This is a genomic window from Corynebacterium sp. c7Ub_26 (assembly GCF_053760365.1).
Genome location: NZ_JBSNBL010000002.1, coordinates 28,098 through 53,566, shown reverse-complemented (window position 1 = coordinate 53,566; position 25,469 = coordinate 28,098). Strand labels below are relative to the sequence as shown.

Genomic DNA, 25,469 nt, shown 5'->3' with positions numbered 1-25,469 from the left:
GAAGTCCTCACAATTCGTACTAGTAGTGATTAATTAATGAATAGTCGTGCGGGAGCGGATTCATGTGCCGCAGACGCAACATCCATAGCAGGGCTTAATGTTCCTATATCGTCAATAGATGAGTCGCAACACATCTGTACACATTCGGCGATGTCTGATCCCACCTCTCTCACAATTTGTTGGGCACTGATATGGTCAGCCACGCTTAAACGAACCGCCGCGGAACAGGCTCCAGCTGCGAAAGAAAACAGTTCACAGGACACCGCCATGTCCTGAGACAATCCATTGTGATGATGAATGACTCCAGCGACTATTGCCTGGTTACCTATTACATTTCCTTTGCGAACGTCGCTGATCAGTGTTCCTAGCGGTGTGTCTCCATCGGGGTGCAGTACATCGTCGGCCATCGACAATAGTTGCTTGCCGACGCGCATACTCCCGCGTCGTGCATTATCGCTTGGTTGCGTGGCTAGTAGGACCTCGTCGACTATTCGGAGTGTCTCCGTTACGGAGTGTGCAGAGACACTCGGGGGCATCGTGGCTGACGCAGACTGTCGCCATTCCTGAGCCCAGGTCCATGCCAATGCCGTCGCAATTCCGTCGGTAGGGGCGACGACGTCGGTAATAAGCTCGCGAACAGTTTCTGTGAGAGAAGCGCTGTCTAACCAGCCGCACTGAGATAGCCCTTCTAGGCCGTGCGAGAGTGTGTACATTCCCGAAGGGAACGCCGTGTCCGTCCATTGGAGGGCTGATAGGAAGGCTGGAAACACCGATCGCCGTCCAGAACTACCAGTGCTGTTCACGGTCGCGCCGAGATTATTGGAAGAAGACATGATTCAAAGCCGTCATCGATGTGTCTCGTTAGAACAAGTAGTGCAGTTGAGCTAAGGGAAGTTTGTCAGCGGGCGCGATGGTGAGTGGTTCACCGTCGGCCCGAACCTCGTAAGTATCGGGGTCCACGGTTATCTTCGGTAGCTCACAGTTTCTCACCATGTCTTTCTTTCCGATGTGTCGACAACCGTGAACGGGCAAAACGGTGCTGGTGAGACCCAGATTGGCGGGCACGCCGTCGTTAATAGCCTCGGAAGACATGAACGTGATCCGGCTGTGGGGCAGTGCGTGACCTCGATTGCCGAACATGGGTCGATATACCACCGGCTCTGGGGTGGGAAGAGAAGCATTGGGATCGCCCATTAAGGACCAGCAAATATGACCACTGCGAATCACGAGCTGGGGCTTTGCAGCAACCGACGACACCGGCCACAGGACAATATCGGCGACTTTTCCGACTTCCAACGACCCGATGTAGTCATTGCCTCCGGCGGCGATCGCGGGGTTGCATGTCACCTTAGCGACGTAGCGAAGGACGCGATGGTTGTCATTGCGTGACGTAGACTTTGTGTCGGTCTCGGAGTCTGTTGACTCAACGGACGCTGAGTTCTCAGGGGCTGCTTGACGATCCTCGGGGAGGGGACCGAGCTCAGCTTTGCAATGGTGTGCAGTTTGAAAAGCACGGGCCCAGGTTTCCCCAACACGACCCATTGCCTGCGAATCCGAACTGAAAATAGAGATGACGCCTCTATCGTGGAGAACCGTTTCAGCAGCGATAGTTTCGGGTCTGACGCGAGATTCCGCGAAAGATACATCGTCCGGAATGTCATGAGACAGATGGTGACAAACCATCACCATGTCGAGGAGTTCTTCAGCGCTATTGACGGTGTAGGGGAGAGTGGGGTTCGTTGAGGCGGGGAGCACCGAGGGCATTCCTGTCACGCGGAGGATATCGGGTGCGTGGCCCCCACCAGCACCTTCGGAGTGGAAGGTGTGAATAGTTCGGTTTCCGATGGCATTGCGCGTGTCCTCGAAGAAACCGCTTTCGTTCAGCGTGTCAGTATGGATGGCGAGCTGAACGTCATGGTCGTCACAGACCTTGAGGGCATTGTCAATCACGGCTGGTGTTGCTCCCCAGTCTTCATGAATTTTTAATCCTGCGGCCCCAGCTGCAATTTGCGACTCTAAAGCCTCGGGAAGTGATCCTGATCCTTTGCCCAGAATTCCGATATTGACCGGCATATCGTCGGCGGCTCGCAGCATCATGCCAATGGAACTTTCCCCCGGTGTGCAGGTCGTCCCTTTTGTTCCTTCGGCAGGACCCGTTCCACCGCCGAAAAACGTCGTAATTCCATTTGATAATCCCTCTTCGGCTTGCTGAGGAGAAATAAAATGGATATGCGAATCAATCCCGCCGGCAGTCACAATTCGATGTTCGCCTGCGATAACTTCAGTATTGGGCCCAATGATCAGCTGCGGATCAACACCATCCTGGGTATGCGGGTTACCCGCCTTGCCAATTCCGACAATTCGCCCATCTTTAATCCCGATATCGGCCTTAATAATCCCCGTCATCGCATCAACGATGAGCGCGCTCGTAATAACAGTGTCGACGGATTCTGCATCAGAAGCTTGAGGGTCCTGTGCCATCCCATCACGAATAGTTTTGCCACCGCCATACACCGATTCGTCCCCATACGCTCGCGAATTAGCATCATCAGTTAATTCGATAACGAGGTTGGTGTCGGCAAGCTGAATGCGGTCGCCCGTCGTCGGGCCATAAATGGAACCATATTCCGCTTTGGAAATAGAGTACGGGCCTTGGTCGGCGGGCAACTCGTCGTCAGGTACAGATTCTGTTTTAAAACCGCGCTCCTGTGCTCGTTGGAGACCCCGCTCACGAATGGCAGGATCGTCGAGGGCACCTTCCGCCAAAGCACTAAAGCCATGCAGGATTCTGCGCCCACCAAAATCAACTAATTGAACTTCTTTCGAATCGCCGGGCTCGAATCGGACAGCTAATCCCGCTGGGATATTGAGGCGCATACCCCATGCCCGATGACGATCGAAGAGTAATTCGCGATTCGCCTCGAAGAAATGGAAATGGCTTCCCACTTGGACGGCCCGGTCACCGGTATTGGTGACGCGTAGTGTAAGTGTCCTTTTACCCGGGTTAATCGTGATGGTTCCGTCGTCGTAGATATATCTGTTTGCAGTGCTCATGAAGTCCTCGTGATTGCGTGGCGATTTATTTGGTCTAACGGCTATGAGACGAGCCCTCTTCGTGTTCGACGGAGTAGTCGTGTGAGTGGCCGCGGGAATGGGAATGCTCGATATGATGGTGGTGGGCATGCTCATGAGAATGCGTATGCGAGTGTGTATGCGAGTGCGTGTGGGGGTGAGGGTGGTGGTGTGAATGAGTGTGACTGTGCGGATGACTATGTGAATGGCTATGCCCACCCTCGGCGTCATCCTCCTCATGGGCATGACTATGCGCGAAGCCCGAACCATGATCAGCCCACAGTGCCTCTTCCAAACCCACGACAGGGAAGGATTGGCCACTCAGGGCTGATGATGGATCGTCAGAGGATTGATTGCCGCCAGTGCTATGAGCTGCATCGTTTCCCGCCGAGGATTTGAATACGTCGGCAGCAGCATCGCGAGCACGAACAACATTTGTCTCAATCAGCACTGCGAGTGCTGACGGCGACCATAATGGGACCTCGTGATAGCTTCCTCCATCGGCGCAATTACCGTCCTTATTCGGCGGCAGAAGGTCCGCTCTAAGAACGACGATTTGCTCCCCGTCGGGCTCGGTCGCCTGGTCGGCCGCCTGGTCATCGAGAAGAATCTCAGCACGGTGAATAGCCTCAGGAAGGCTCGGGGCTGCTCCGTCAAATGCCACAGAGGTCTCAGAATTGCTGTACTGCCATGCCAACCGGGTATCACGGAACAAATCAGCGTCGAAAAAGGGATCTAAAGCCACTGATACGACGACGTACGAATGTGCTGGATGGGAGCGCATGTTTGCACGTAAAGCCGATACGCGTGTGGTTGAATTCCCGATTGGATCGGAAATAATCACCCGCGCTGAAGGCCGGCTGTGTTTCCACCATTGGGTCGCTTGCGCTAGTGCTGTGATGCTGTGGAGGTCTCGTCCCGCGGTCATGGGAATGATGACAGTGGGAGGCTGATTGGCGGTTGAGGTTGCCGAATGACGGGCGTCGTCCTCTGAAGGATCCTCGTGATGCGCGACTGTGAGGGCTTGCGTTAATTCACTTGTTGAATGAGCGAGAACGATCGGCTCGAGATTGCCGTCGCGTGGCATAGAACGATGGGCGGCTGAAGAACCATGCGCCGCTGCCCCCGTTGCAGCTGCGTGCTGGTCAGCGACATCGACCAGACGGAACCGACGGAGACGGCCGATTGCTTCGCGAATGAGCTCGTCATTATGGGCTTCGGCGCCACAAAAAAGAATGATCATCGATACTTCCCGGCGCGTCTAGTGTCGGATGGGATCGTGGACGGAGACGAGTTTCGTTCCGTCAGGAAAAGTCGCTTCTACCTGGACTAGCGAGACCATGTCTGGGACGTCGTCGAGTACCTCGTCGGCAGTGAGGACCGTCGTCCCGATGTGCATTGCTTCAGCCACGCTCTTGCCATCGCGTGCTGCTTCTATGACGGCGTCGGAAATTAAAGCAATCGCTTCGGGGTGGTTGAGTTTGACACCCCGTTCCCGTCGACGTTGAGCCACTTGAGCTGCAAGAAATACTAATAATTTATCTGTCTCACGAGGAGAGAGATTCATTGGTATGGCTCCTTACGCGCGCAACAAAGCTTCGGGGGTGGTGTGCACAACCCTGGCTCGGCATGATGGTCGCCCCTCACTCTGTCATCATGTGACGAATGAATCGTTGGTTTTATGTTGCGAGTATGTAAATCTTTATCGAAGAGCAGGATTGTATTTCAGTGAATTACGGCGGTACGTCAATTCTCCAGCGATACGAACTGACTCAGCCAGTCGACCTTCCTCGCGCAATTGACTGAGCCTTTTTGACATGCGCTGCCGGATATTTTCCGGCGAAATGGTATTCAGATATACCTTGGTCGAACCCTCGAAACCGGCGAGGTTTGATGCTCGCCATTTGATCATTACTCGCCATGGCATAGGGATATCGAGGTCAATTGGTTTGTGGTGCCATTCCTCATTACATGGAACGTCCGAGCCGGTTGCTGCGTGGCACGCGTGAATGAGGTCGCTCATGTCCCGCATTTCTTCTTCGCTGAGCTTCCACGGTTCACACGTTGCTGATCGAGAGTAAATCTCGATAGTTGGGTAGCGGTGCCCAAACCCAGCGAAAGCGATGGCATGAGTGTTTTCGGCAATGACTAGATTGTGATAGCCGGCATAATCAACGGCCCATTCGTTGTACATATTGGGGTTGGACCGTAGTCGCGCGATCTCGAGTTCGGCTTGCGCCCCTCGCTCGTCGATAGCGACGAGTTGCTTGTGCAAGTGGTCGAAACTTGCCCCCGCAGGCTTCAGCCAGTTTTGGAACACGGCCACGTATCGTGCGTAGCGGTTGCGTGAATAGAGGTCACGCATTGCATCGGCGGTGAAGTTGATGAATTGGTAGTGCTCTTCCGGCGTTAGCGTTCCGCTGGAGGCGAATTGGCGGCTCGAGGTGGCGTCGTCAGTGAAGTGTCGACGGGCCACGATGACGTCGTGTCCACCAGCAAAATAGGCGGGGGCACGCTTGAGAAGCTCGGTCTCTGGCGTGTCCTTGATTTCCGATTCCGGTGTTCCCGCAGAGCGCAGACGTGTCGCGATAATGTTCAGCACGTGCTGCCTTCCGGCAGGTTCGCTGAGGTAATCGTTCATGTGCGTTGAAGTCTCCGGATCCATCGCGAATCCGTGGTTCGCCCGCCAATATTCATACCCGAGAATCTCGAAGAGGTTAGGAACGCGCCGGAACTCGGCGACTGAGTCATCCAGTTGACTCTCTTTTAACCGGTAGAGGGTTGTCCACTTGTTATTGTCGACGACAACTCGCGCTTTCTCCGGAGGAGTCTCTCTGTATCGCGCGGAACAAAATGCGCACTCATAGTCGCGATCGTGCGCAGTGACCGGGTGCTCTTCTGGGGTGGGGTGCGAGATTGGTCGGTTCCCGCGCCCGGGTACAGTCCACACTTCGGTTCCTGTAAAAGGGTTGACCTGCTTGATGGTTCCATCGGCAAGAGTTGTTAGAGGTGCGAGAGGCAGGGCGACAGGAGTACTCACGAGCGAAAACTTTAGCGGGTGGATGGCATGATCGCGACCTTGATTCCCGACGACCGACCCCGATTCTTGACGAAATGGTGGAGCCGTTTCTGCATTCAGTCGTGCGTCGGTGTTTAATGAGCACGGTTGCTAAAACATTGTTGGTCAGTGTTGGTCATTTCTTGTTTCGTCGGAAATAAGAAGAAGATAAGAAAACCGCATAAGACACAAAGGGCGATGGATAGTGGATACTGATGGTCAGCAGCTTATGCCCCACGAGCGCGACCCCCGCATGGGGATCGATGCGGATGCTGTGTTACGGGTGGGTGAGGTCTTGCTCTCTGCTGGAACCGACGTATATCGAGTTATTCGGGCGATGAAACGCACGGCCCGTTCTTTAGGCTTCGATCGGTTCGATGCGTCGATCACGATGTCGAGTATCCGTTTTACCGGGCGTAGAGGGAATAACTTCCGAACCGAGATCAGTACTTTAGAGAGGTATGGCGTCGATTCTTCTCTGATTGAAGCCGTGGAAGACCTGACTCATCACCTCCCTTCCGAAATTACGGCAGAGTGGGTTCATGAAAAGCTCGATAGAATTGAGAACAATCGACGAACCAGGTGGAGTCGAGTTGCACTTGCATGTGCCGCGGCGGTCGCGTGTTCGGCGTTCGCGATTTTAAATCGATTCAGTTTTGATTCAGCTGTAGCAGTTGCTCTTAGCGCCTTGTGTGGCCAATCCGTAAGGATGTATTTCGCACGTAAACATTTCAACCAATTAGGGAGGACGGCGGTTTCTGGAATAGTTGCCTGTCTAGTGTATTTCGGTTTAAGTCAGCTCTTTTTTGTGACTCCCTGGGGCCGTTCAGAGCAGACACTAGGTCGGGGCTATGTAGCTGCTATGTTGTTCTTGATTCCCGGCTTTCCTTTATTTACCTCTTTGGTTGACCTGGCTAGGTTGGATATCGCCGCGGGATTGGAACGTTTTGTTTATGCTTTCGAGATCATCGTTTCAGCAACAATGGCAGCGTGGATTGTCTCTGCGTGTACAGGGCTCGAGCCATCAGTGCCAGCTCAAAGTGGGACGGTCGAGTGGTCATGGCTCATTGTTGCTGGTATAGCGAGCATTTGTGGTGTCGCAGGGTTCGCTATGCTCTTCAACTCATCACGAAGAATGATCGCCATTGCGGCAGTGGTGGGGGCGATTGCGAACGTCGTTAAATTCGTCTGTTTATTTATTGGGGTTCCAACCCAGGTTGCGGGATTAATCGGGGGACTGTGTGTTGGATTAATAGCTAATCTAATCCGTGATCGTTCATATATTCCGCGTATCACAGTGACGATACCTGCAGTCATCATTATGATTCCTGGAACAGAAATGTTCCGGGGAATTTATTATCTTAATGACGGAAATATTAACGAGGCCCTCACTCACACAGTGACTGCATCCTTACAAGTTTTTGCTATTGCGGCGGGTTTGGTTATTGCGCGGTTAGCCGCCGATGACTCGTGGGCTCGACATAAGTACATTGATTTCGCGCGTCGGCCGGACCATTCGATTGGTTAAAAACTATGGAGTCTCTCCCCTCGGTGGGAAAGCTGGTCGAGAGATCGATTGTCATGATCGAATAGGGGAGCTCCAATTGCAAATACGCTAGCAATATAGGTTTTAGAGTCGTTGACGTCCGCATGTCATCTACAGGAGGTGACTGCAGTTCTGCTGTAGCTGCGCTTTGGTTATGTTATGGTTGTAGAAGTAATTATCCCTTGGTGCTCTCGAAAGAAGGAAAAATGAAGTCTCCGAAAAAAGTCGTTGGCTCGCTTGCTATAGCCGCATGTACAGCGGTGATGGCGGTCGTAGGGTCGACGCCATCTGCGAGTGCTCTTGAACAAGGGGATAAGTATGTGGCATTGGGAGACTCATACGCTTCCGTGGGCTCACTGACTTCCCCCCCAATTTAAAAATCCGGCATGTGTCGCGTCTACTGATAATTATGCTCACAAATTGGCCCAACAACGTGGACTTCAATTAGACGACGCTACATGTGCCTGGGCTTTCACGTATAACTACGACTTTCCGTAAAACCATGCACTTCCATTCACGGCTTTGACCGGGCAGCGTGAGCGAGTCACAGAAGACACCAAGTTGGTTACGTTGACATTGGGAGGGAATGATGCCGGCACCGCCTTCGCTTTTCCACCATGCTTCATAAGGGCGGTCTCGGGGGTTGGTGAGAGTTGTCGTGTTACCTCTCGCGACGCCGTCGAGAAGTCTATTTATGCGCCGGGTATCGATGGGCGCACGCTACTTCAACGCGAAATAGACATTATTAATGACATTAAGCATCGTGCTCCCAATGCAGAGATCGTTGTGACCGGGTATATGAATGCCTTTAAACCTGATACATGGTGTCTTAATGATGGCTTCCTTAGCTCCGACGAGCGGACCTACTTTGCTGAGACCGTTGATGAAGTTAATAACCTCATGAAAGATGCCGCTAACCAAACTGGTGTCAAGTATGTTGCGCCACCAAATGAAGAAAAAGGCTGGTGTGACGGCGGTGTCGGCAATCAACCGAGTAACTCGCTTTTAGGTTTTCCAGACAACACCATACCGATTCATCCTACTGCTGCCGGCCAGCAACGTATGGCCGATGCCATTTCTGCTCAGATCTAAAACAGGAGCAGATACGATCCCTTAGGCTCTGAGACGCTGAAATGATGGCAGGGTATTAGCGGAATAGAGTTGATTAAAATTTCCACTCTGACCTGCCGATTTCTGTGTTGAAGTAGGGGCCCGTATAATCGTTCCTCGTGTTCGTCGGAGATGATAGTAATCGCATCCGCCGGACTCCGCCCCGGTAGCCCAATTGGCAGAGGCAACGGATTCAAAACCCGTCCAGTGTGAGTTCGAGTCTCACCCGGGGCACTAGTTTTTAGCCGTTTGGCCAGCGGTTTTGTACAAAATAGCTCAATCAATGTGATATAGGCTACACAGTTCTGACCTGGGCTTTTATAATCGTTCATAACCGTTTAGAGCCAAAATAGAGCCACAGACTACACAGCGCGAAGCCTACCCACGTCATTAGCAAGTGAATCCATCGCAGCAGAGACTTCATTGAGATCACTATCAAACAGAGCGCTGTAGGTATCCAACGTCATAGCTGCCGAAGCATGGCCGAGTTGCCGCTGAACAACTTTCACATAGTAACTGCCTCATCGTAAGCGTTGTCATAGATCGGTGGAGCACGGTTTGGTTCCATTTCATACGATGGGATTATGAACAACGAGTTGCCCTGGGTTATTTCTATTCAGGAATTGCACAAGCTTCTGCACGACTCCGCGGCTCATAAGAACCAGCGGAATGCTCGACGAGAGGCCTTCCGACAGAAATCAGAGTGGATCGAGCGTGCTTTGGCTCATCCAGATGACCTCTCCGTATCAGAGCGCCGCCTTCTCGAGCAGTACCTTCGCGAAGAGGAGGAAAATAAGGATCTATATCGATCACAACCCTTGGCTTTATGCCCCGTGGTTGTTGCTGATGTGAGGTGGTATCTCGATGGACGTTCAGGATATGACGCGTACAAAGAGGGGCATATTCCGCACTCGGTTTTCATCGATTTAGATAGCATGCTCGCCGGACCGGCTTCGAAAGAAGAAGGAAGGCATCCGCTGCCTTTGGAGGAGAGTTTTGCTGCAGCTATGGAAGTCAGTGGAATTGCCGACGACACCACCGTGGTTGCCTACGACGACGCAGGCGGGGCATCCGCGTCGAGATTAGTCTGGCTTTTGCGGGCCAGCGGACATCGAGCCGCTGTCTTGGATGGAGGCCTCAACGCGTGGATCGAGTATTGTGAACAGACCCATAAGTCCGACGAGGCCGAGCAAAGGATTGGACAATTACATGACCACTTCCTTGATTACGGTGATGATGTGACTGAGGCTGAGGAAGCAGGAGCCTTTACCGCAGAGCCTTTCAATACCGAATGGATTGTCTCTATCGACGAGGCGGCGACGTCCGCGGGCGAGGGGGTCGTTATTGATGCTCGCGCGCCAGAACGTTACCGAGGGGATAATGAACCGATGGATAGTCGCGCAGGACATATTCCAGGCGCTCTTAACCTTTTCCATGGTGATCTTATTGATGATAAAGGATATTTCCTTGACCCGGACCAGGTAGTGTCACGTCTTAATGATGCTGGTGTTGAGACGCGAGAGGGGCAATCGTTAGCGGAATCGCCCGTTGTGTACTGCGGCTCCGGGGTTACCGCCACTCATGAGATTGTAGCGTTGGCCCATGCGGGGATTCAGACTCGCTTATACCCCGGATCGTGGTCGCAGTACTCGGCAACAGATCGGCCTATCACCCAGGGGACTGAGCGATAAAGATTTACCCGTACGTCGTCGCATGAAAGCCCGTCTTGTTTTACGTCGTATTTTAAGAAGAATAACCATCGACCAGTCAGAGAAAAGTAAGAGTAAAGGAGTCCTAGTCCATGGTGTCTGCCAACGAGGTTGAGGATAAGAAGAAGTTGCTTCTTCTCGACGGCCACTCTCTGGCTTTCCGCGCTTTTTATGCGTTACCGGCTGACAAGTTTACTGATTCGTCAGGCCGGCACACTAATGCTGTATATGGTTTCATATCCATGCTGACGACCCTTCTCGAACAAGAAAAGCCTAGCCATGTTGCTGCAGCTTTTGACCTGGCTGGTCCCACTTTTCGATCTGAAAAATTTGCTGACTATAAAGCCCAACGTCCGGAAACGCCTCCAGAATTTAAAGGACAAATTGAGCTCATTCGTCAGGCTTTAAAAATGTTTGGTATCACTACCGTCGATTACAAACGATACGAAGCGGATGACGTCATTGCGACCCTCGCTACACAGGGGCACAAGCAGGGATTTGACACCTATATCTGCACCGGCGACCGGGATTCACTGCAACTCGTTACCGATGATGTCACCGTGCTGTACACGCTCCGTGGTGTTAGTAATCTCGCTCGGTTTACTCCCGAGGCTGTTGAAGAAAAATATGGGGTTACGCCGACACAGTATCCGGACCTCGCAGCTTTACGGGGCGACACCTCTGACAATATGCCAGGAGTACCAGGGGTCGGGCCTAAGACAGCTCAAAAATGGATAAATAAATACGGTTCCCTTAATAACTTAATTGACAATATCGACGACATTGGCGGAAAAGTCGGAGATGCACTTCGGCGGGATATTGACACGGTGATCCAAGCCCGCGAGCTTACCGAAATGGTCCGTGATCTCCCCATCAATTGCAGCCCTGAGGACTGCGAAATTCGCCCGCTGGCGAGAAATGACGTGAACGACTTCTTCGACGATATTCAGTTCGGAACCAACCTCCGAGAGAGAGTATTTTCGGTCATTCCCACACAAGGTGGCTCAGTGGAGAATGACAACCGTCATGAGCGCGTGTCGTATGAACGTGTAGGCCTGCAGAAAGGGGCGATCCGCCATTGGTTAGAGGAAGCCGCTGATCACAAACCCGCCGGGGTCGCAGCGTTGGGAAGCAAGCTCCCATCTTCGCCAAGTATGAAGGCCCTGGCTATCACGCAGGGTAAACAAACGGCGATCATCAACATGAGTCGGACGACGGATGATGACCGGAAGGCGTTGAAGGAATGGCTTCAGGATCCCGGCCGCCCGATCGTGATACACGATGGCAAGGGTTTTCTTCACATGTTAAGTAGCGAAGGATTTACCGCTACAAACATTGAACATGACACGAGGCTCGCCTCGTACTTAATCCGTCCTGACCTCGCGGGCTTCGACCTGCAGAGTGCTGTGCGACGCCATCTTGGACGAGACCTCTATGACAGCGACGTCATGTCATGGGAGGAAGAACACCATTCTCGGCGGCAAATGTCGTTAGCAGTAGGAGATCTGTCATCGGACGGTGAGGACGACCGATCAGTTACCGGGATTCCGTGGCCTGAGTGGGCGAAGTTGGCTGATAATGCGGAAGCCCCTCTAGAGCTTGCCGCAGAACTGGCAAGGAAGCTCGATGATGCGGGCTTGTACTCAATTTACGAAAACCTTGAGATCCCACTCGTCCCCATTTTGTTTGGCATGGAGCACGCCGGAATTAAGGTTAACAGAGAACGCATGACAGCGTTGAGGGATTCAACAGCCGAAAAATTGGCCAAAGAGGTTGAGGAAGCCCGTGCTCTTGTCGATATGCCTACATTAAATCTAGGAAGTCCGAAACAATTACAAGAGGTCCTCTTCGATAAGTTGGAACTGCCTAAGACGAAGAAGACAAAGACGGGTTATTCGACTGCAGCTAAAGCCATCGAGCAACTAGCTGAGAAGCACCCGCACCCGTTCCTCGACCATCTTCTGGCACATCGGGAATATCAAAAAAGGGTCAGCACTCTTGATGGGCTAATTAAAGCGATCGCGTCGGATGAGCGTGTTCACACGACGTTCAACCAAACTGCGACTGCAACGGGGCGCTTGTCTTCAACTGATCCTAATCTTCAGAATATTCCGGTCCGTACGGAGGAAGGGCGTCAAATACGTGCGGCATTTGTTCCAGGTGAGGGATATGAAGCTTTATTAACCGCAGACTATTCGCAAATCGAAATGCGTGTTATGGCACATCTCTCGCAGGATTCAGGCCTTATTGAGGCTTACCGCGGTGGTGAAGACCTGCACAATTTCGTCGGTTCGCAGGTTTTTGACGTGCCGGTCAACGAGGTAACCCCTGAGCTACGACGTCGAGTAAAAGCGTTGAGCTACGGCCTTGTATATGGACTGTCGGAATATGGCCTCTCTCAACAACTGGATATTTCTGTGAGAGAGGCTAAGAAAATTATGGTTAAGTATTTTGAACGGTTTGGGGGCGTGAGGCGATATCTAAATGACGTTGTTGATCGTGCGCGGAAGGATGGCTATACCTCTACAATGTTGGGGAGAAGGCGCTATCTCCCAGACCTCACCAGCATGAATCGGCAGGCTAGAGAGAATGCCGAACGTGCAGCCCTGAATGCTCCGATTCAGGGCACAGCAGCAGACATCATCAAGGTCGCGATGATTCGCGTTGATGCTGCGTTGAAGCAGGAGGAATTGGCATCGCGAGTACTACTTCAGGTTCATGATGAGCTTGACGTCGAGGTCGCAAAAGGGGAGCTTGAGCAGGTGAGAGGCATTATCCAGAGAGAAATGGATGAGGCTATTGAACTTGCCGTCCCGCTCGAGGTTGGAATGGCAGTTGGCTCTGATTGGAATGAAGCGGGTCATTAGTAGTATTCCACCAGCGGAAAGTTTGCCAGTGCAGGGAAAATGAGATAAATTCTAGTACGCGCGTGTGTCCGCCTCTTGTTTCCCTTTTCTTATCGACGTTGATTCGGTTGTATATGGTCGCGATAGTCCAACTGACGACCCAGGTATAGCCCCGGGAACACACTGTTGGTAGGAGAATACAAGGGGTTAAACATGTAAAGAGCCTTCGCGAAACGGAATGGCTCTTTACATGCGTGACTCGCTCGTTCCTGTCCGTTTTTCGATTACAATCCGTTTCGGAGCACTTAACATATGCCCACTTCTACAACCCCTCAGGTAGCCGTCAATGACATTGGCTCCACTGAGGACTTCCTCGCTGCCATCGACTCCACCATCAAGTACTTCAACGATGGTGACATCGTCGAGGGTACTGTGGTCAAAATTGATCACGATGAGGTTCTTCTTGATATTGGATACAAGACGGAAGGTGTCATCCCTTCACGTGAGCTGTCCATCAAGCACGAAATCGACCCCAACGAAGTTGTTGAGGTCGGCGATGAGATCGACGCTCTTGTTCTCACCAAAGAGGACAAAGAAGGTCGTTTGATCCTGTCGAAGAAGCGTGCACAATATGAGCGCGCTTGGGGCACTATCGAAGAACTTAAAGAGAAGGATGAGCCCGTCACCGGCACCGTTATTGAGGTCGTTAAGGGCGGCTTGATTCTCGATATCGGTCTTCGTGGGTTCCTCCCCGCATCCTTGGTTGAAATGCGTCGCGTGCGTGATCTTCAGCCGTACATCGGCCAAGAGCTGGAAGCGAAGATCATCGAGCTCGACAAGCACCGCAACAACGTTGTGCTCTCTCGTCGTGCATGGCTTGAGCAGACCCAGTCCGAGGTTCGCTCCGAGTTCCTGCACCAGCTCCAGAAGGGCCAGGTACGCAAGGGCGTCGTTTCCTCTATCGTCAACTTCGGCGCATTCGTCGATCTTGGTGGCGTCGACGGTCTGGTTCACGTCTCCGAGCTGTCCTGGAAGCACATCGACCACCCGTCCGAGGTTGTCGCTGTTGGCGATGAGGTCACCGTCGAGGTCCTCGATGTCGACATGGATCGCGAACGCGTCTCCCTGTCGCTCAAGGCCACCCAGGAAGATCCGTGGCGAGTCTTCGCCCGGACCCACGCTATCGGCCAGATTGTTCCCGGTAAGGTCACCAAGCTGGTTCCGTTCGGTGCGTTCGTCCGCGTCGAAGAGGGTATCGAGGGTCTGGTCCACATCTCCGAGCTGGCAGAACGCCACGTGGAAGTTCCGGATCAGGTCGTCAACGTCGGCGAAGAAGTCATGGTCAAGGTCATCGACATCGACCTCGAGCGTCGCCGTATTTCCCTCTCCCTCAAGCAGGCCGACGAAGACTACACCGAAGAGTTCGATCCGTCGAAGTACGGAATGGCCGACTCTTACGACGAGCAGGGGAACTACATCTTCCCCGAAGGCTTCGATCCCGAGACCAACGAATGGCTCGAAGGATTCGAAGAGCAGCGGGCCGAGTGGGAAGCTCGGTACGCGGAGTCGGAGCGCCGTCACGAGATGCACACCGCCCAGATCGAGCGTCACCGTGCCGGTGCCGCAGAGGCGAAGGAAGCCGCAGCCTCGGGTTACTCGTCCGAGTCTGAGGGTGACTCCGCGCCAGCTGAGCAGAGCGCTGCAGATGACTCCGGTTCCTTGGCTTCTGATGAGCAGCTTGCGAAGTTGCGTGAGAAGCTCGCCGGTGGAGAAAACTAGTCCTGAATTGATAACACGTTCGGGCTAAAAACAGGCTCTTAAACCCAGCCTCACGACCACAGAGTCCTTACTATGGTTCATCCCCCTATCCCAGTGCGGATAGGGGGATTTTTGCGATCGGTGGTCATCATCAATCCCGATAGTGTGGTTTGTAACTAATAACCACAAGTTGTGGCGAGCCTCACAAAGAATCACTATTAAACCAAGCATATAGGGGGTCCGATTATCTCGGACACAGTCCGAACAGACATAATCGGACATAAATGCGAAAGGATTGTGATGGCTTCGCAAACCGAAACCACCTCACGGTTCATCCTGGATAATATCGGTGGGGCGGATAACATAGCGTCAGTGACGCATTGTGCGACTCGCTTGCGGTTCCAGTTGAATGATCGGTCACAAGCGAATACAGAAGCCCTCGACGAGAATGGATCAGTACTCGGTGTTGTTCCTCAGGGGTACAACGGGCTGCAGGTCGTCATGGGGGGAACAGTCGCCAATTATTACCAGGAGTTGATCAAGCTCCCGGGTGTTGCGGAAAGTGCTGAAGGCGGCGGCAATCGGCAAAAGTCCTCCAAGAAGGAATACGGAGGAGTTCGCGGAAAGTTCGGCTGGGTCGACTACGCATTCGAGTTCCTCTCTGACACGTTCCGGCCAATCCTGTGGGCTCTTCTCGGAGCTTCGCTGATCATCACGATCCTCGTCCTCCTCGACACGATGGGGATTCAGGATTTCCGTGCAGAGAATCAACCGCCGACATACCAGTTCATGCACGCCATGTACCAGTCGGTGTTCTACTTCCTGCCGATCATGGTGGGCGCGACAGCTGCTCGGAAACTAGGCGCTAACGAATGGGTTGGCGCAGCTATTCCTGCTGCCCTCATGAGCCCGGAGTTCATGAGCTTAGGTAACCGCGAAGACGTCGTTCACGTCTTCGGTTTTCCGATGGTGTTGAACGAATACAGCGGTCAGGTTTTCCCGCCGTTGATCGCGGCCATCGCATTGTACTGGGTTGAAAAAGGCCTGAAGAAGATCATCCCTGAAGCGGTCCAAATGGTATTCGTGCCATTCTTCTCGCTGATCATCATGATCCCAGCCACAGCATTCTTGCTTGGCCCCTTCGGTATTGGCTTGGGTAACGGTATTTCAAACGCCCTTAAAGCCATCAATGACTTCTCGCCGTTTATTCTGTCCGTCGTTGTTCCGCTGTTGTACCCGTTCATTGTGCCCCTCGGATTGCACTGGCCGTTGAACGCCGTCATGATCCAGAACATCAACTCCCTCGGCTACGACTTCATCCAAGGCCCCATGGGTGCCTGGAACTTCGCGTGCTTCGGATTGGTTGCGGGTGTTCTCTACCGTTCATTCCGTGAACGCAATAAGGCCATGAAACAGGTCTCCCTCGGTGCATTGATGGCAGGTCTTCTTGGTGGAATTTCCGAACCGTCGTTGTACGGTATTGTTCTTCGATTCAAGAAGACGTATCCGCGGTTACTTGCTGGCTGTTTTACAGGTGGCGTGGTCATGGGCATCTTCAACATCAAAGCTAATGCCTTCGTCTTTACCTCGATCTTGACGATTCCGGCATTCCAACCCTGGCTCGGATACACCATTGGTATCGCAGTAGCATTCTTTACCTCATTCTTCCTGGTTGTCTTCTTCGACTACCGCTCAAAGGAAGAGAAGGAAGAAGTTCGGGCAAAGATTACCGCTGATGAAGAAGCAGACAATGCGGCAGCTGCTAACCAGACCGAGGGAGCTTCGGCTTCGTCTGCAGCATCTTCTGTTCCAGCCGGGGCCGCGGCAGGATCCGAAACTCAGACTGAGTCATCGCAGGCCCAAGCGACGTCGACTACGACGAAGAAGAAGCGCCCAGTTCTCACGGAAACCTCAGTACTGGTTGCTCCTCTTGACGGAACCATTGTGCCCTTGAAAGATGTACCCGATCCCGCTTTCGCAGCTGGAGCAGTAGGCCACGGGGTCGCTATTGAGCCATCAGGCGACACCATTTATAGCCCCGGCGACGGAAAGATCCTCGCTGTTCAAGGACACGCGATTGGCGTCAAACTCGACTTCGGTGTGGATCTCCTCGTTCACGTCGGTGTCGATACGGTCGAGATGAAAGGCGAAGGCTTCGAGTCATTCGTTAAGCGCGGAGACCGCGTATCGGCCGGGCAAAAACTCATGACCTTTGACAAAGAAAAGATTGCGAAGGCCGGTCACCCAGATGTCACCCCGGTTCTCATCACGAACTGGAAGAGGATCGGCGGAGTCGACACGATTGCGACTGGCGAAGTTTTCCATGGGGAAGACCTCTTGAACCTGGTTCCAAAAGAAAGCACACAAGACAAGCAATCTCAGGAAGGTAAGAACCAAGACGTGAAAGCGTAAGCCATCCTAGCGGACCACCACGTTTCGCGTATTGAGACAGATAACCTCCGGCATAGGATGTCCACGATCTCGTCGATTGTGGAACCCTGCCGGGGGTTCTTTGTGTGTCCCGCCATTACACGACGGGCCGCTTAGATTTCTGACAATTGAGCAGTCACATTGATCTTCGACGAATCCTTCGCACTGCAATAGCGCAAATCCCATGAAAGCCCGTTTGAGTCATTCTGCGGGTGGCGGGAGGAATATGCCGCCAGGACGGCAGGAAGGATAATCGGCTTACCGAACTCCACGGTGTAGCGCGCCCGAGTAGGAATTTCGCCCTCGACGACGCTCAATAATGAAGCGGCACTCCACATCCCATGAGCAATGGTCGCAGGGAAACCGAACGCCTTAGCCCCCAACCTGGAGACGTGAATCGGGTTTTTATCGCCCGAAACACTGGCGTAGTTCTTAATGTCCGAGGTCGACACTCGAATGATCGTCGTCGGGTCCTCCGGAAGATCAACGCTCATTCGTGAATAGTTATCGTCAGGGAGTTGAACGTCGGGAGCATTGCCCTTCGACAGCATGGTTGATCGTTGCCGCCAGGCCACGTCGTCGGGTGCCGACGAGCGACGCACTTCGGTGATGATGTCTATCAGTAAACCTTGACGGTGACGTCGCAACGATTCCGTGTACACCGCCACATCGATGCTGTCTGTCACTGCAATGGGGGAATACTGCTCGATGACGTTGCGAATGTGAATAGTCCCGACTGCCGGGAACGGAAAATCCGGCGAGTTCATCGCATTCATCACGAGGGGAAAAGTCACCGCATACGGATACGTCAGCGGCATGTCGTTGCTGATACGAAGGCCACATGCAGCGCAGTATTCAGCAAGATTCGTGGCATCGATCGTGACCCCATTGACGCGATACTCGTGAGAAGGGGCGGTAGCCGCCGAACCTTTGTCATTAGACGAACGGTTCGAAAGGAACGGGACGCCGGGAAGAAGTCCGCGCAATGCTCGTCGGTACTCATCCCCAAGTGATGGGATTCTGTCGAGCTCAACAATGGTTTTCTCTCTCAGAGAATCATTGTCGACGCCGTCAGTGGTCGCAGCCGACTGGGAAGCGGTGGTGTGTGTCGTTCCGGGGAAGGTTCCGTTACTAGATGATGCGTTCACGTTATGCCCCCAAGACTGACTGTCCGCACACGCGGATAACGTTGCCGTTAATCGCTTCCGACGCGGGCGACGCGAAGTATGCAATCGTTTCTGCAACGTCAATGGTCAGCCCACCTTGTTGCAGAGAATTCAGCCGACGCCCGACCTCGCGGGTAACGACCGGAATCGCCGCGGTCATCTGCGTTTCGATGAAACCGGGCGCGACTGCGTTAACGGTGATTCCGTGGCCGGCGGACTCGGAAAACGAGTCGACGAAACCGATGACTCCGGCCTTGCTGTAGGCATAGTTGGTTTGCCCTCTGTTGCCGGCAATACCTGCCATGGAAGAGACCCCAATAACTCGGCCGTTGTCGTTAATAGCCCCGAGCTCGAGAAGACGTTCCGTGATTGTCAGCGGGGCAGTGATATTGACGGCCATCACAGATTTCCAACGAGCGTCGTCCATACCAGCCATCGTCTTGTCGCGAGTAATTCCGGCATTGTGGACGATGATGTCAATACCGGTCTTATGCCGTTCTTTGACATGGCGCGCAAGGGTGTCGGCCGCGTCGGGCGCAGTCACGTCGAGGCCGAGGGACGTTCCGTTGACCTCATTTGCGGTTTCAGCCAGCGCTTCCCCTGCAGCGGGAATATCGACGCAAATCACGTGGGCACCATCGCGCGCGAGAGTTTGCGCGATCGTCTTTCCAATTCCGCGGGCCGCACCCGTGACGACAGAAATCTTTCCTTTAAGGGGCTGGTCCCAGTCAACCGAGGGAGATGAGGCTTCGTTCAGCCGGATCACCTGAGCGTCGACGTAGGCAGATTTCCCGGATAGCAGGAAGCGCAATGTGGATTCGAGACTGCTCAGTGGGGTGTTCAGGTCGGTGTAGACCAGTTGGACAGTTGCGCCCCTCCGCATTTCTTTAGCCAGCGAGCGAGTAAAACCTTCGAGTCCTCGCTGGGCGACGTGCGCCGCCGCAGTCGTCGTGCTCTCGGGGTTATGCCCAATGACGACGATGCGTGCACACGGAGCTAACTTTCGAATGACCGGATTCACCGTTTCATACAACTCGAGCGAATCGGCAGGGGTGGTGAAGCCCGTGGCGTCGATAACGAGGCCAGCGATTTTCCCATCAGTCGCGGGGGAGCCGTCGTCTCGAGTGTCGATGATGGTGTACGCCGGCTCGAGAAGCTCCCGGATGGAGGATGCCAGTGACCCGGATCCCGTGACGATGATGGGCCCGTTTACAGGGGGTTGGCCAGGCTCAAACCGGCGGAGTTTTTCCGGTTTAGGTAATCCAAGTTTCGACGCGAGCAGCGATCCTGCCCCTGAATTGACGAACTTCGCGTAACTGTCAGCCATGTAAAGATCCCTTCGTGGATACGTTTTACGAGTTTCTGTTCAATTAGCCTACGGTGAACATACACAATATGAGAGAGTTTTAGTGATATGAATCTCAGAGAGGGGCAACCTATGACTCGTAAGGTAGCAATTATCGGCGGAAACCGTATTCCGTTCGCGCGCTCGAATGGGCGGTACGCAAATGCGTCCAACCAGGATATGCTGACGTCCACCATCGATGGATTGGTGAGCAGGTTCCATCTGCAGGATGAGCGTTTAGGGATGGTTGCCGCGGGAGCAGTACTTAAGCACTCGCGCGACTTCAATTTGACCAGAGAATGTGTCCTTGGTTCCCACTTGGCATCGGATACGCCAGCTTTTGATATCCAGCAGGCATGTGGCACGGGGCTAGCCGCAGCGATTCAAGTGGCAGATGCAATATCGCTGGGGCGCATTGATTCCGGCATCGCTGGTGGTGTTGATACAACTTCCGACGCGCCAATCGCGCTGAACGATGACCTCCGGAAGCTGTTGATTAAGGCCTCGACAGCCAAAACGACGGGGCAGCGGCTCCAGCTTTTGGGGAAGATTCGGCCACAACTCCTTGTTCCTGAGCAGCCACGCAATGGGGAGCCCAGAACAGGTCTGTCGATGGGGGATCATGCGGCCATTACTGCGCGTGAGATGGGAATTTCTCGCCAGCAGCAGGATGAGTTTGCTGCTTCAAGTCATCAGAAACTTGCTGCTGCTTATGACGAAGGCTTCTTTGATGATCTCATTACGCCGTACCTGGGGCTGAGCCGAGATAACAACTTGAGGCCGGATTCCACGGTGGAAAAACTGTCAAAGCTCAAGCCTGTGTTCGGTAAGAAGGATGCCGAACGTCACGGCGTGCGGGCAACGATGACTGCCGGAAACTCCACACCGCTCACCGATGGCGCCTCTGCGGTCTTGTTAGCGTCCGAGGACTGGGCGGAGCAGCACAATCTCCCTGTTAGGGCGCACCTTGTTGACTCCGAAACAGCCGCCGTCGACTTTGTTCATGGACGCGGGCGGTTAACGCCCGACGGGCTGTTGATGGCCCCGACCTACGCGGTTCCGCGGTTACTGCGTCGTAATGGGCTGACGCTCCAGGACTTCGATTTCTACGAGATCCACGAAGCCTTTGCCTCTCAGGTGTTGGCGACGCTCGCGGCGTGGGAGTCTCCGGAATACTGTTCGCAGCGTTTGGGCTTGGACGAGCCGCTGGGTGCCATCGATCGGTCCAAGCTGAATGTGAAGGGTTCGTCTTTGGCAGCTGGCCATCCGTTTGCGGCAACTGGCGGTCGTCTCTTAGCGACGGCGGCCAAGCTGTTGGAGCAGAAGGGATCAGGCCGCGCATTGGTATCCATTTGTGCTGCGGGCGGTCAAGGTGTGACCGCGATTCTCGAACGGTAATCCTTGTTCTTGCTAGGTGTTTATTCCACCAAGCAGGGAATCCGTTGTCGGCCTCTGAGGCTGTGTGCGGTCTCGGTAGACAAGGTGTTGGCCTTGACAGTCGAGGGTTGGTCAAGGACGTGACGACCCCAGCCTTGGCGGTCACGGTTAAGAAACGCATGAAAGAGTGAGCAAAAGTGGTTGTGGTTGGACTCACGGGCGGTATTGGCTCAGGTAAATCCACTGTCGCAAAGAGATTGTCAGATCACGGAGCGATTGTCGTCGATGGCGACAAAATAGCCCGTGAGATTGTGCAACCTGGAGAACCCGCTTTATCGGAGCTCTCTGAAGAATTCGGTTCCGACATTCTCATGAGCGATGGGTCTCTGGACCGTAAAGAGCTGGCCCGGCGCGCGTTTGTGTCCGAGGACCGCACGAAAGCGTTGAACGCTATCATGCACCCACGGATTCATGAGCGGGCATATGAACTCTTTCGTGCTTCTGCCGACGCGTCAATCGTCGTGTTTGATATGCCCTTGTTGATCGAGAACAACCTGGACCGGATGTGTGGTTTGGTTGTGGTCGTGACAGCCGACGAAGGCACGCGAGTTGAACGCCTGGTGGCGCACCGGGGTTTCGACGAAGATGATGCACGGCACCGGATCAGCGCGCAGTTGTCGGATGCAGACCGAACTCCATCCGCCGACGTCATTGTGGATAACTCAGGCACGCCCGATCAGCTTCTGGAACCGGTGGATAGATTATGGGATTCCCGTTTGGCTCAATGGGGGCGTGTGACTGAACAGGATGAGAGTGCCAGCCGTGAGACGGACGGTCTCGTGCTGTTCCACCTTCAAGGTCGTCAGCAACGCTTCCGACGCCGGGTTGAATGGGTCTTCGGGCCTGAAACAGACGCTGAGTTTGGTGGGGATCCTGATAAGCCACTGTTTGCATCAGTATCCCGGCACGCTCCCGGCGAAGGGGGCTCCGCTGGAGTGGATGAGAGTACTCGTGAAAAGCTTTCATGGCTGGGCTTTAGCCGCCAGCCGGGGGGCGACGACCGCCGTGAGACCGATGACACCGAGTATCCCCTCGACGTGTGGAAGAGCGGGGACCCCATCGACCCGGCAATTATCCGCTTGTAACCGCGACGGATGGGTTAGTTTCGGGAATGGTTCTGCTGCTTAGCTGGGATCGTTCGTGATCATTTCCATGGTCTAGTGCGAAACCGCGTCATCGGGGAATGAGGGTTACACTCGCGGTTATGGCATTCGCTGCAGAACATCCCATCCTTTCGCAATCAGAGTTTCGTCCAGTCGGTGACATCGAGCGGACGAGCAAACCTTTTGAGGTTGTTAGCGATTACGAGCCGGCGGGAGACCAACCCCAGGCCATTAAGGAAATTGATGAAAGGCTTCGTCGCGGTGAGCGCGACGTTGTTTTGATGGGGGCGACGGGTACAGGAAAGTCTGCGACGGCCGCATGGCTCATTGAGAAGCAACAGCGACCAACATTAGTTATGGCCCCGAATAAAACTTTGGCAGCTCAGCTAGCCAATGAGCTACGGCAACTGCTGCCCAATAACGCGGTCGAATACTTCGTCAGCTACTACGACTATTACCAACCAGAAGCCTATATCGCGCAAACTGACACGTATATCGAAAAAGATTCCTCGATTAACGAAGACGTTGAGCGCTTACGACACTCAGCCACGTCTAATCTTCTATCCCGGCGCGATGTCGTTGTTGTGAGTTCGGTGTCGTGTATCTACGGGTTAGGGACTCCGCAGTCGTACTTAGACCGGTCTATCCCTCTTCGCGTCGGAGAGGAAGTCGATCGAGATCAATTCCTCCGATTGTTGGTTGATGTCCAATACACGCGTAATGATGTTGCATTTACACGTGGCACATTCAGGGTCAAAGGAGATGTCGTCGATATTATTCCCGCCTATGAAGAAGTGGGCGTTCGTGTCGAATTCTTCGGAGACGAGATCGATAGCCTCCATACGATCCATCCTTTGACTGGGGAAGTGATCGACACTCACGATCAATTAAGAATCTTCCCGGCAACACACTATGTGGCTGGACCCGAGCGTATGGCGAAGGCTGAGGAAGCTATTAAAGCGGAATTGAAAGATCGATTAGCAGATCTTGAAAATCGAGGGAAGCTTGTCGAAGCTCAACGGTTGCGAATGCGAACAGAGTTCGATCTGGAAATGATTGAACAAGTTGGGTTCTGCTCAGGAATCGAGAACTACTCACGCCATATCGATGGACGTGAGGCAGGTAGTGCTCCGGCAACGCTGATCGACTACTTCCCAGAGGACTTCTTGACGATTATCGATGAGTCCCACGTCACGGTTCCTCAAATCGGTGGAATGTTTGAGGGAGATGCGTCGCGCAAGAGAAACCTCATTGATTTCGGCTTCCGCCTACCTAGTGCCATCGATAACCGGCCTTTGACATGGGATGAGTTCGATGCGCGGAAAGGTCAATGCGTATACATGTCCGCTACCCCCGGCGATTATGAGTTGGAAGCCGCTGGTGGTGAATATGTTGAACAGGTCATCCGCCCCACAGGTCTCGTCGATCCCAAGATCGTGGTTAAACCCACGAAGGGCCAAATCGATGACCTCATGGAAGAAATCCGTCAACGAACAGATAAGAATGAACGAGTTCTCGTCACGACCTTGACCAAGAAAATGGCTGAAGATCTCACGGATTACCTGGCGGACGCCGGAATTCGCGTTCGTTATCTCCATTCGGACATCGATACGCTGCAGCGCGTCGAGCTTCTCCGTGACTTAAGGCTTGGAAAATACGACGTTCTCGTCGGAATCAACCTCTTGCGAGAGGGGCTCGATCTTCCCGAAGTGAGCCTCGTTTCCATTCTCGATGCCGATAAAGAAGGATTCCTACGTTCCACGCGGTCCTTGATTCAGACCATCGGCCGTGCCGCCCGAAATGTCAGCGGCGAAGTCCACATGTACGCGGATACTGTCACCGATTCCATGGCTCAGGCAATTGATGAAACTGAGCGACGTCGGGAAAAGCAGATCGCTTTTAACAAAGAGCACAACATTGATCCTCAGCCGTTGCGGAAGAAAATTGCCGACATTCTCGATCAGGTCTATGACAACGAGAGCGAAGCTGACGAACACGAGTCCGCTGGTACAACGACTGCCGGAGGCGGAGCACAAACGTCTGCTAACGCGAATGGTCAGAAGGCTCAGTCAGCCTCTTCATTAACGTCCGACGCTGCACTGGCCGGGGACCAAGAACCGGATTACACGGAAATGACCCGTGACGACCTTGTTCGTCTCCGCGACGATTTAACCCGACAAATGAGCGACGCCGCGAGAGACCTGAAATTCGAACTAGCGGCGCGTCTCCGCGACGAACTCGTTGGTGTCAAGAAAGAACTCAAGGAAATCACCGAAGCCGGAGTTGAATAGTGTCAACAGCCCATTGGCTTCAGCCTGCACAATGTCACTGAGTGAAGTACAACGAAGTGACGTAACATAAAAGCTAAGGGTACTGTCGACATCGTCGACAAATGAGGTTGGGAAGGTAGAAATGAGCAAATACTCGACAATCGTTGTTGGTACAGACGGGTCTCAGTCGTCGCTTCTCGCAGTCGAGCGAGCAGCCGAAATCGCAGCGGCCTTGGACGCCACAGTAACCATCGGTTGCGCCTACTACGAAAACCAAGAAGAAGCCTCGAAGACCCTCCGCCAAGATTCCGTTACCGTCCTTGGCGACGACCCCGCACGTAAAAACCTGGAAAGTGCGGTAGAAGCGGCGCGCCGGGTCGGTGCAACCAACATTGAAACGGCAGTTCGGAAGGGAACACCGGTCGAAGCGCTCATGGCCATCGTGAAAGAGGTCGACGCCGATCTCCTGGTGGTGGGAAACCGAGGAATTAACTCTCTGACCGGACGATTGTTGGGATCGGTTCCAGCCGACGTGGCTCGTCAATCAAATTGCGATGTCATGATCGTCCACACGGTTGACTAAGACTTAGCTAAAACATGATGTAGACGAAGCCGGTAC

General features: G+C 53.6%; 17 protein-coding genes, 1 tRNA gene and 1 pseudogene. 11 read left to right on the top strand and 8 right to left on the bottom strand.

All coding sequences use genetic code 11. The features are described from left to right. Window positions 1-29: 29 nt before the first annotated feature. From ACWORE_RS03610 to ACWORE_RS03590, 5 genes are all read right to left on the bottom strand, one after another. Complete coding sequence (locus ACWORE_RS03610; RefSeq protein WP_455302671.1) at window positions 30-713, bottom strand: urease accessory protein UreF; 684 nt, start codon at window positions 711-713, stop codon at window positions 30-32. Window positions 714-861: 148 nt separating this feature from the next. Further along, window positions 862-3,054, bottom strand: coding sequence for an urease subunit alpha (gene ureC / locus ACWORE_RS03605; RefSeq protein WP_455302670.1), 2,193 nt, complete (start codon window positions 3,052-3,054; stop codon window positions 862-864). Between the two features lie 34 nt (window positions 3,055-3,088). Continuing rightward, window positions 3,089-4,315, bottom strand: a complete 1,227-nt coding sequence (locus ACWORE_RS03600) for a hypothetical protein (protein ID WP_455302669.1) — start codon at window positions 4,313-4,315, stop codon at window positions 3,089-3,091. Window positions 4,316-4,333: 18 nt separating this feature from the next. Then, window positions 4,334-4,639: an urease subunit gamma gene (locus tag ACWORE_RS03595; protein ID WP_204088372.1), complete on the bottom strand. Its 306-nt coding sequence runs from the start codon at window positions 4,637-4,639 to the stop codon at window positions 4,334-4,336. 135 nt (window positions 4,640-4,774) lie between these two features. After that, complete coding sequence (locus ACWORE_RS03590; RefSeq protein WP_455302668.1) at window positions 4,775-6,112, bottom strand: DUF4921 family protein; 1,338 nt, start codon at window positions 6,110-6,112, stop codon at window positions 4,775-4,777. A 223-nt stretch (window positions 6,113-6,335) separates the two neighbouring features. Here ACWORE_RS03590 and ACWORE_RS03585 point away from each other — a divergent pair, with 223 nt between their 5' ends. The 3 genes from ACWORE_RS03585 (at window position 6,336) to ACWORE_RS03575 (ending at window position 9,020) form a co-directional block, all read left to right on the top strand. Beyond that, on the top strand, window positions 6,336-7,658 hold the full coding sequence (locus ACWORE_RS03585; protein WP_455302667.1) for a threonine/serine ThrE exporter family protein: 1,323 nt from the start codon (window positions 6,336-6,338) through the stop codon (window positions 7,656-7,658). Between the two features lie 540 nt (window positions 7,659-8,198). After that, complete coding sequence (locus ACWORE_RS03580) at window positions 8,199-8,768, top strand: GDSL-type esterase/lipase family protein (RefSeq protein WP_455302666.1); 570 nt, start codon at window positions 8,199-8,201, stop codon at window positions 8,766-8,768. Between the two features lie 178 nt (window positions 8,769-8,946). Continuing rightward, window positions 8,947-9,020 (top strand) — tRNA-Leu (locus ACWORE_RS03575). A 128-nt stretch (window positions 9,021-9,148) separates the two neighbouring features. Here the strand turns inward: ACWORE_RS03575 and ACWORE_RS03570 are convergent. Beyond that, a pseudogene (locus tag ACWORE_RS03570) lies at window positions 9,149-9,295 on the bottom strand (site-specific integrase); the annotation flags it as partial. A gap of 75 nt (window positions 9,296-9,370) precedes the next feature. On the opposite strand from ACWORE_RS03570, the gene ACWORE_RS03565 reads away from it, so the two are divergent. The 4 genes from ACWORE_RS03565 (at window position 9,371) to ACWORE_RS03550 (ending at window position 17,511) form a co-directional block, all read left to right on the top strand. Further along, the gene (locus ACWORE_RS03565) at window positions 9,371-10,477 is read left to right on the top strand and encodes a sulfurtransferase (protein ID WP_455302664.1); all 1,107 of its coding nucleotides are present in this window, start codon (window positions 9,371-9,373) and stop codon (window positions 10,475-10,477) included. 110 nt (window positions 10,478-10,587) lie between these two features. Continuing rightward, window positions 10,588-13,362: a DNA polymerase I gene (polA, locus tag ACWORE_RS03560; protein ID WP_455302662.1), complete on the top strand. Its 2,775-nt coding sequence runs from the start codon at window positions 10,588-10,590 to the stop codon at window positions 13,360-13,362. 291 nt (window positions 13,363-13,653) lie between these two features. Next, the gene (gene rpsA, locus ACWORE_RS03555; protein ID WP_046202961.1) at window positions 13,654-15,120 is read left to right on the top strand and encodes a 30S ribosomal protein S1; all 1,467 of its coding nucleotides are present in this window, start codon (window positions 13,654-13,656) and stop codon (window positions 15,118-15,120) included. A 279-nt stretch (window positions 15,121-15,399) separates the two neighbouring features. Further along, on the top strand, window positions 15,400-17,511 hold the full coding sequence (locus ACWORE_RS03550; protein WP_455302660.1) for a glucose PTS transporter subunit IIA: 2,112 nt from the start codon (window positions 15,400-15,402) through the stop codon (window positions 17,509-17,511). 131 nt (window positions 17,512-17,642) lie between these two features. On the opposite strand, the gene ACWORE_RS03545 is transcribed toward ACWORE_RS03550, so the two are convergent. Continuing rightward, complete coding sequence (locus tag ACWORE_RS03545) at window positions 17,643-18,677, bottom strand: MaoC/PaaZ C-terminal domain-containing protein (protein WP_455302658.1); 1,035 nt, start codon at window positions 18,675-18,677, stop codon at window positions 17,643-17,645. Window position 18,678: 1 nt separating this feature from the next. Further along, a complete protein-coding gene (locus ACWORE_RS03540) occupies window positions 18,679-20,022 on the bottom strand; it encodes a 3-oxoacyl-ACP reductase (RefSeq protein WP_455302657.1) in 1,344 nt (447 codons plus the stop codon). Window positions 20,023-20,133: 111 nt separating this feature from the next. Between ACWORE_RS03540 and ACWORE_RS03535 the strand changes: the two genes are divergently transcribed. The 4 genes from ACWORE_RS03535 to ACWORE_RS03520 all read left to right on the top strand — a co-directional run bounded on the left by ACWORE_RS03535 (window position 20,134) and on the right by ACWORE_RS03520 (window position 25,433). Beyond that, a complete protein-coding gene (locus tag ACWORE_RS03535; RefSeq protein WP_455302655.1) occupies window positions 20,134-21,438 on the top strand; it encodes an acetyl-CoA C-acetyltransferase in 1,305 nt (434 codons plus the stop codon). A 176-nt stretch (window positions 21,439-21,614) separates the two neighbouring features. Continuing rightward, complete coding sequence (gene coaE / locus ACWORE_RS03530; RefSeq protein ID WP_455302653.1) at window positions 21,615-22,562, top strand: dephospho-CoA kinase; 948 nt, start codon at window positions 21,615-21,617, stop codon at window positions 22,560-22,562. A 119-nt stretch (window positions 22,563-22,681) separates the two neighbouring features. Continuing rightward, window positions 22,682-24,871: an excinuclease ABC subunit UvrB gene (uvrB, locus tag ACWORE_RS03525; protein WP_455302651.1), complete on the top strand. Its 2,190-nt coding sequence runs from the start codon at window positions 22,682-22,684 to the stop codon at window positions 24,869-24,871. A gap of 121 nt (window positions 24,872-24,992) precedes the next feature. Beyond that, a complete protein-coding gene (locus ACWORE_RS03520) occupies window positions 24,993-25,433 on the top strand; it encodes a universal stress protein (protein WP_012731464.1) in 441 nt (146 codons plus the stop codon). Window positions 25,434-25,469: the final 36 nt, after the last annotated feature.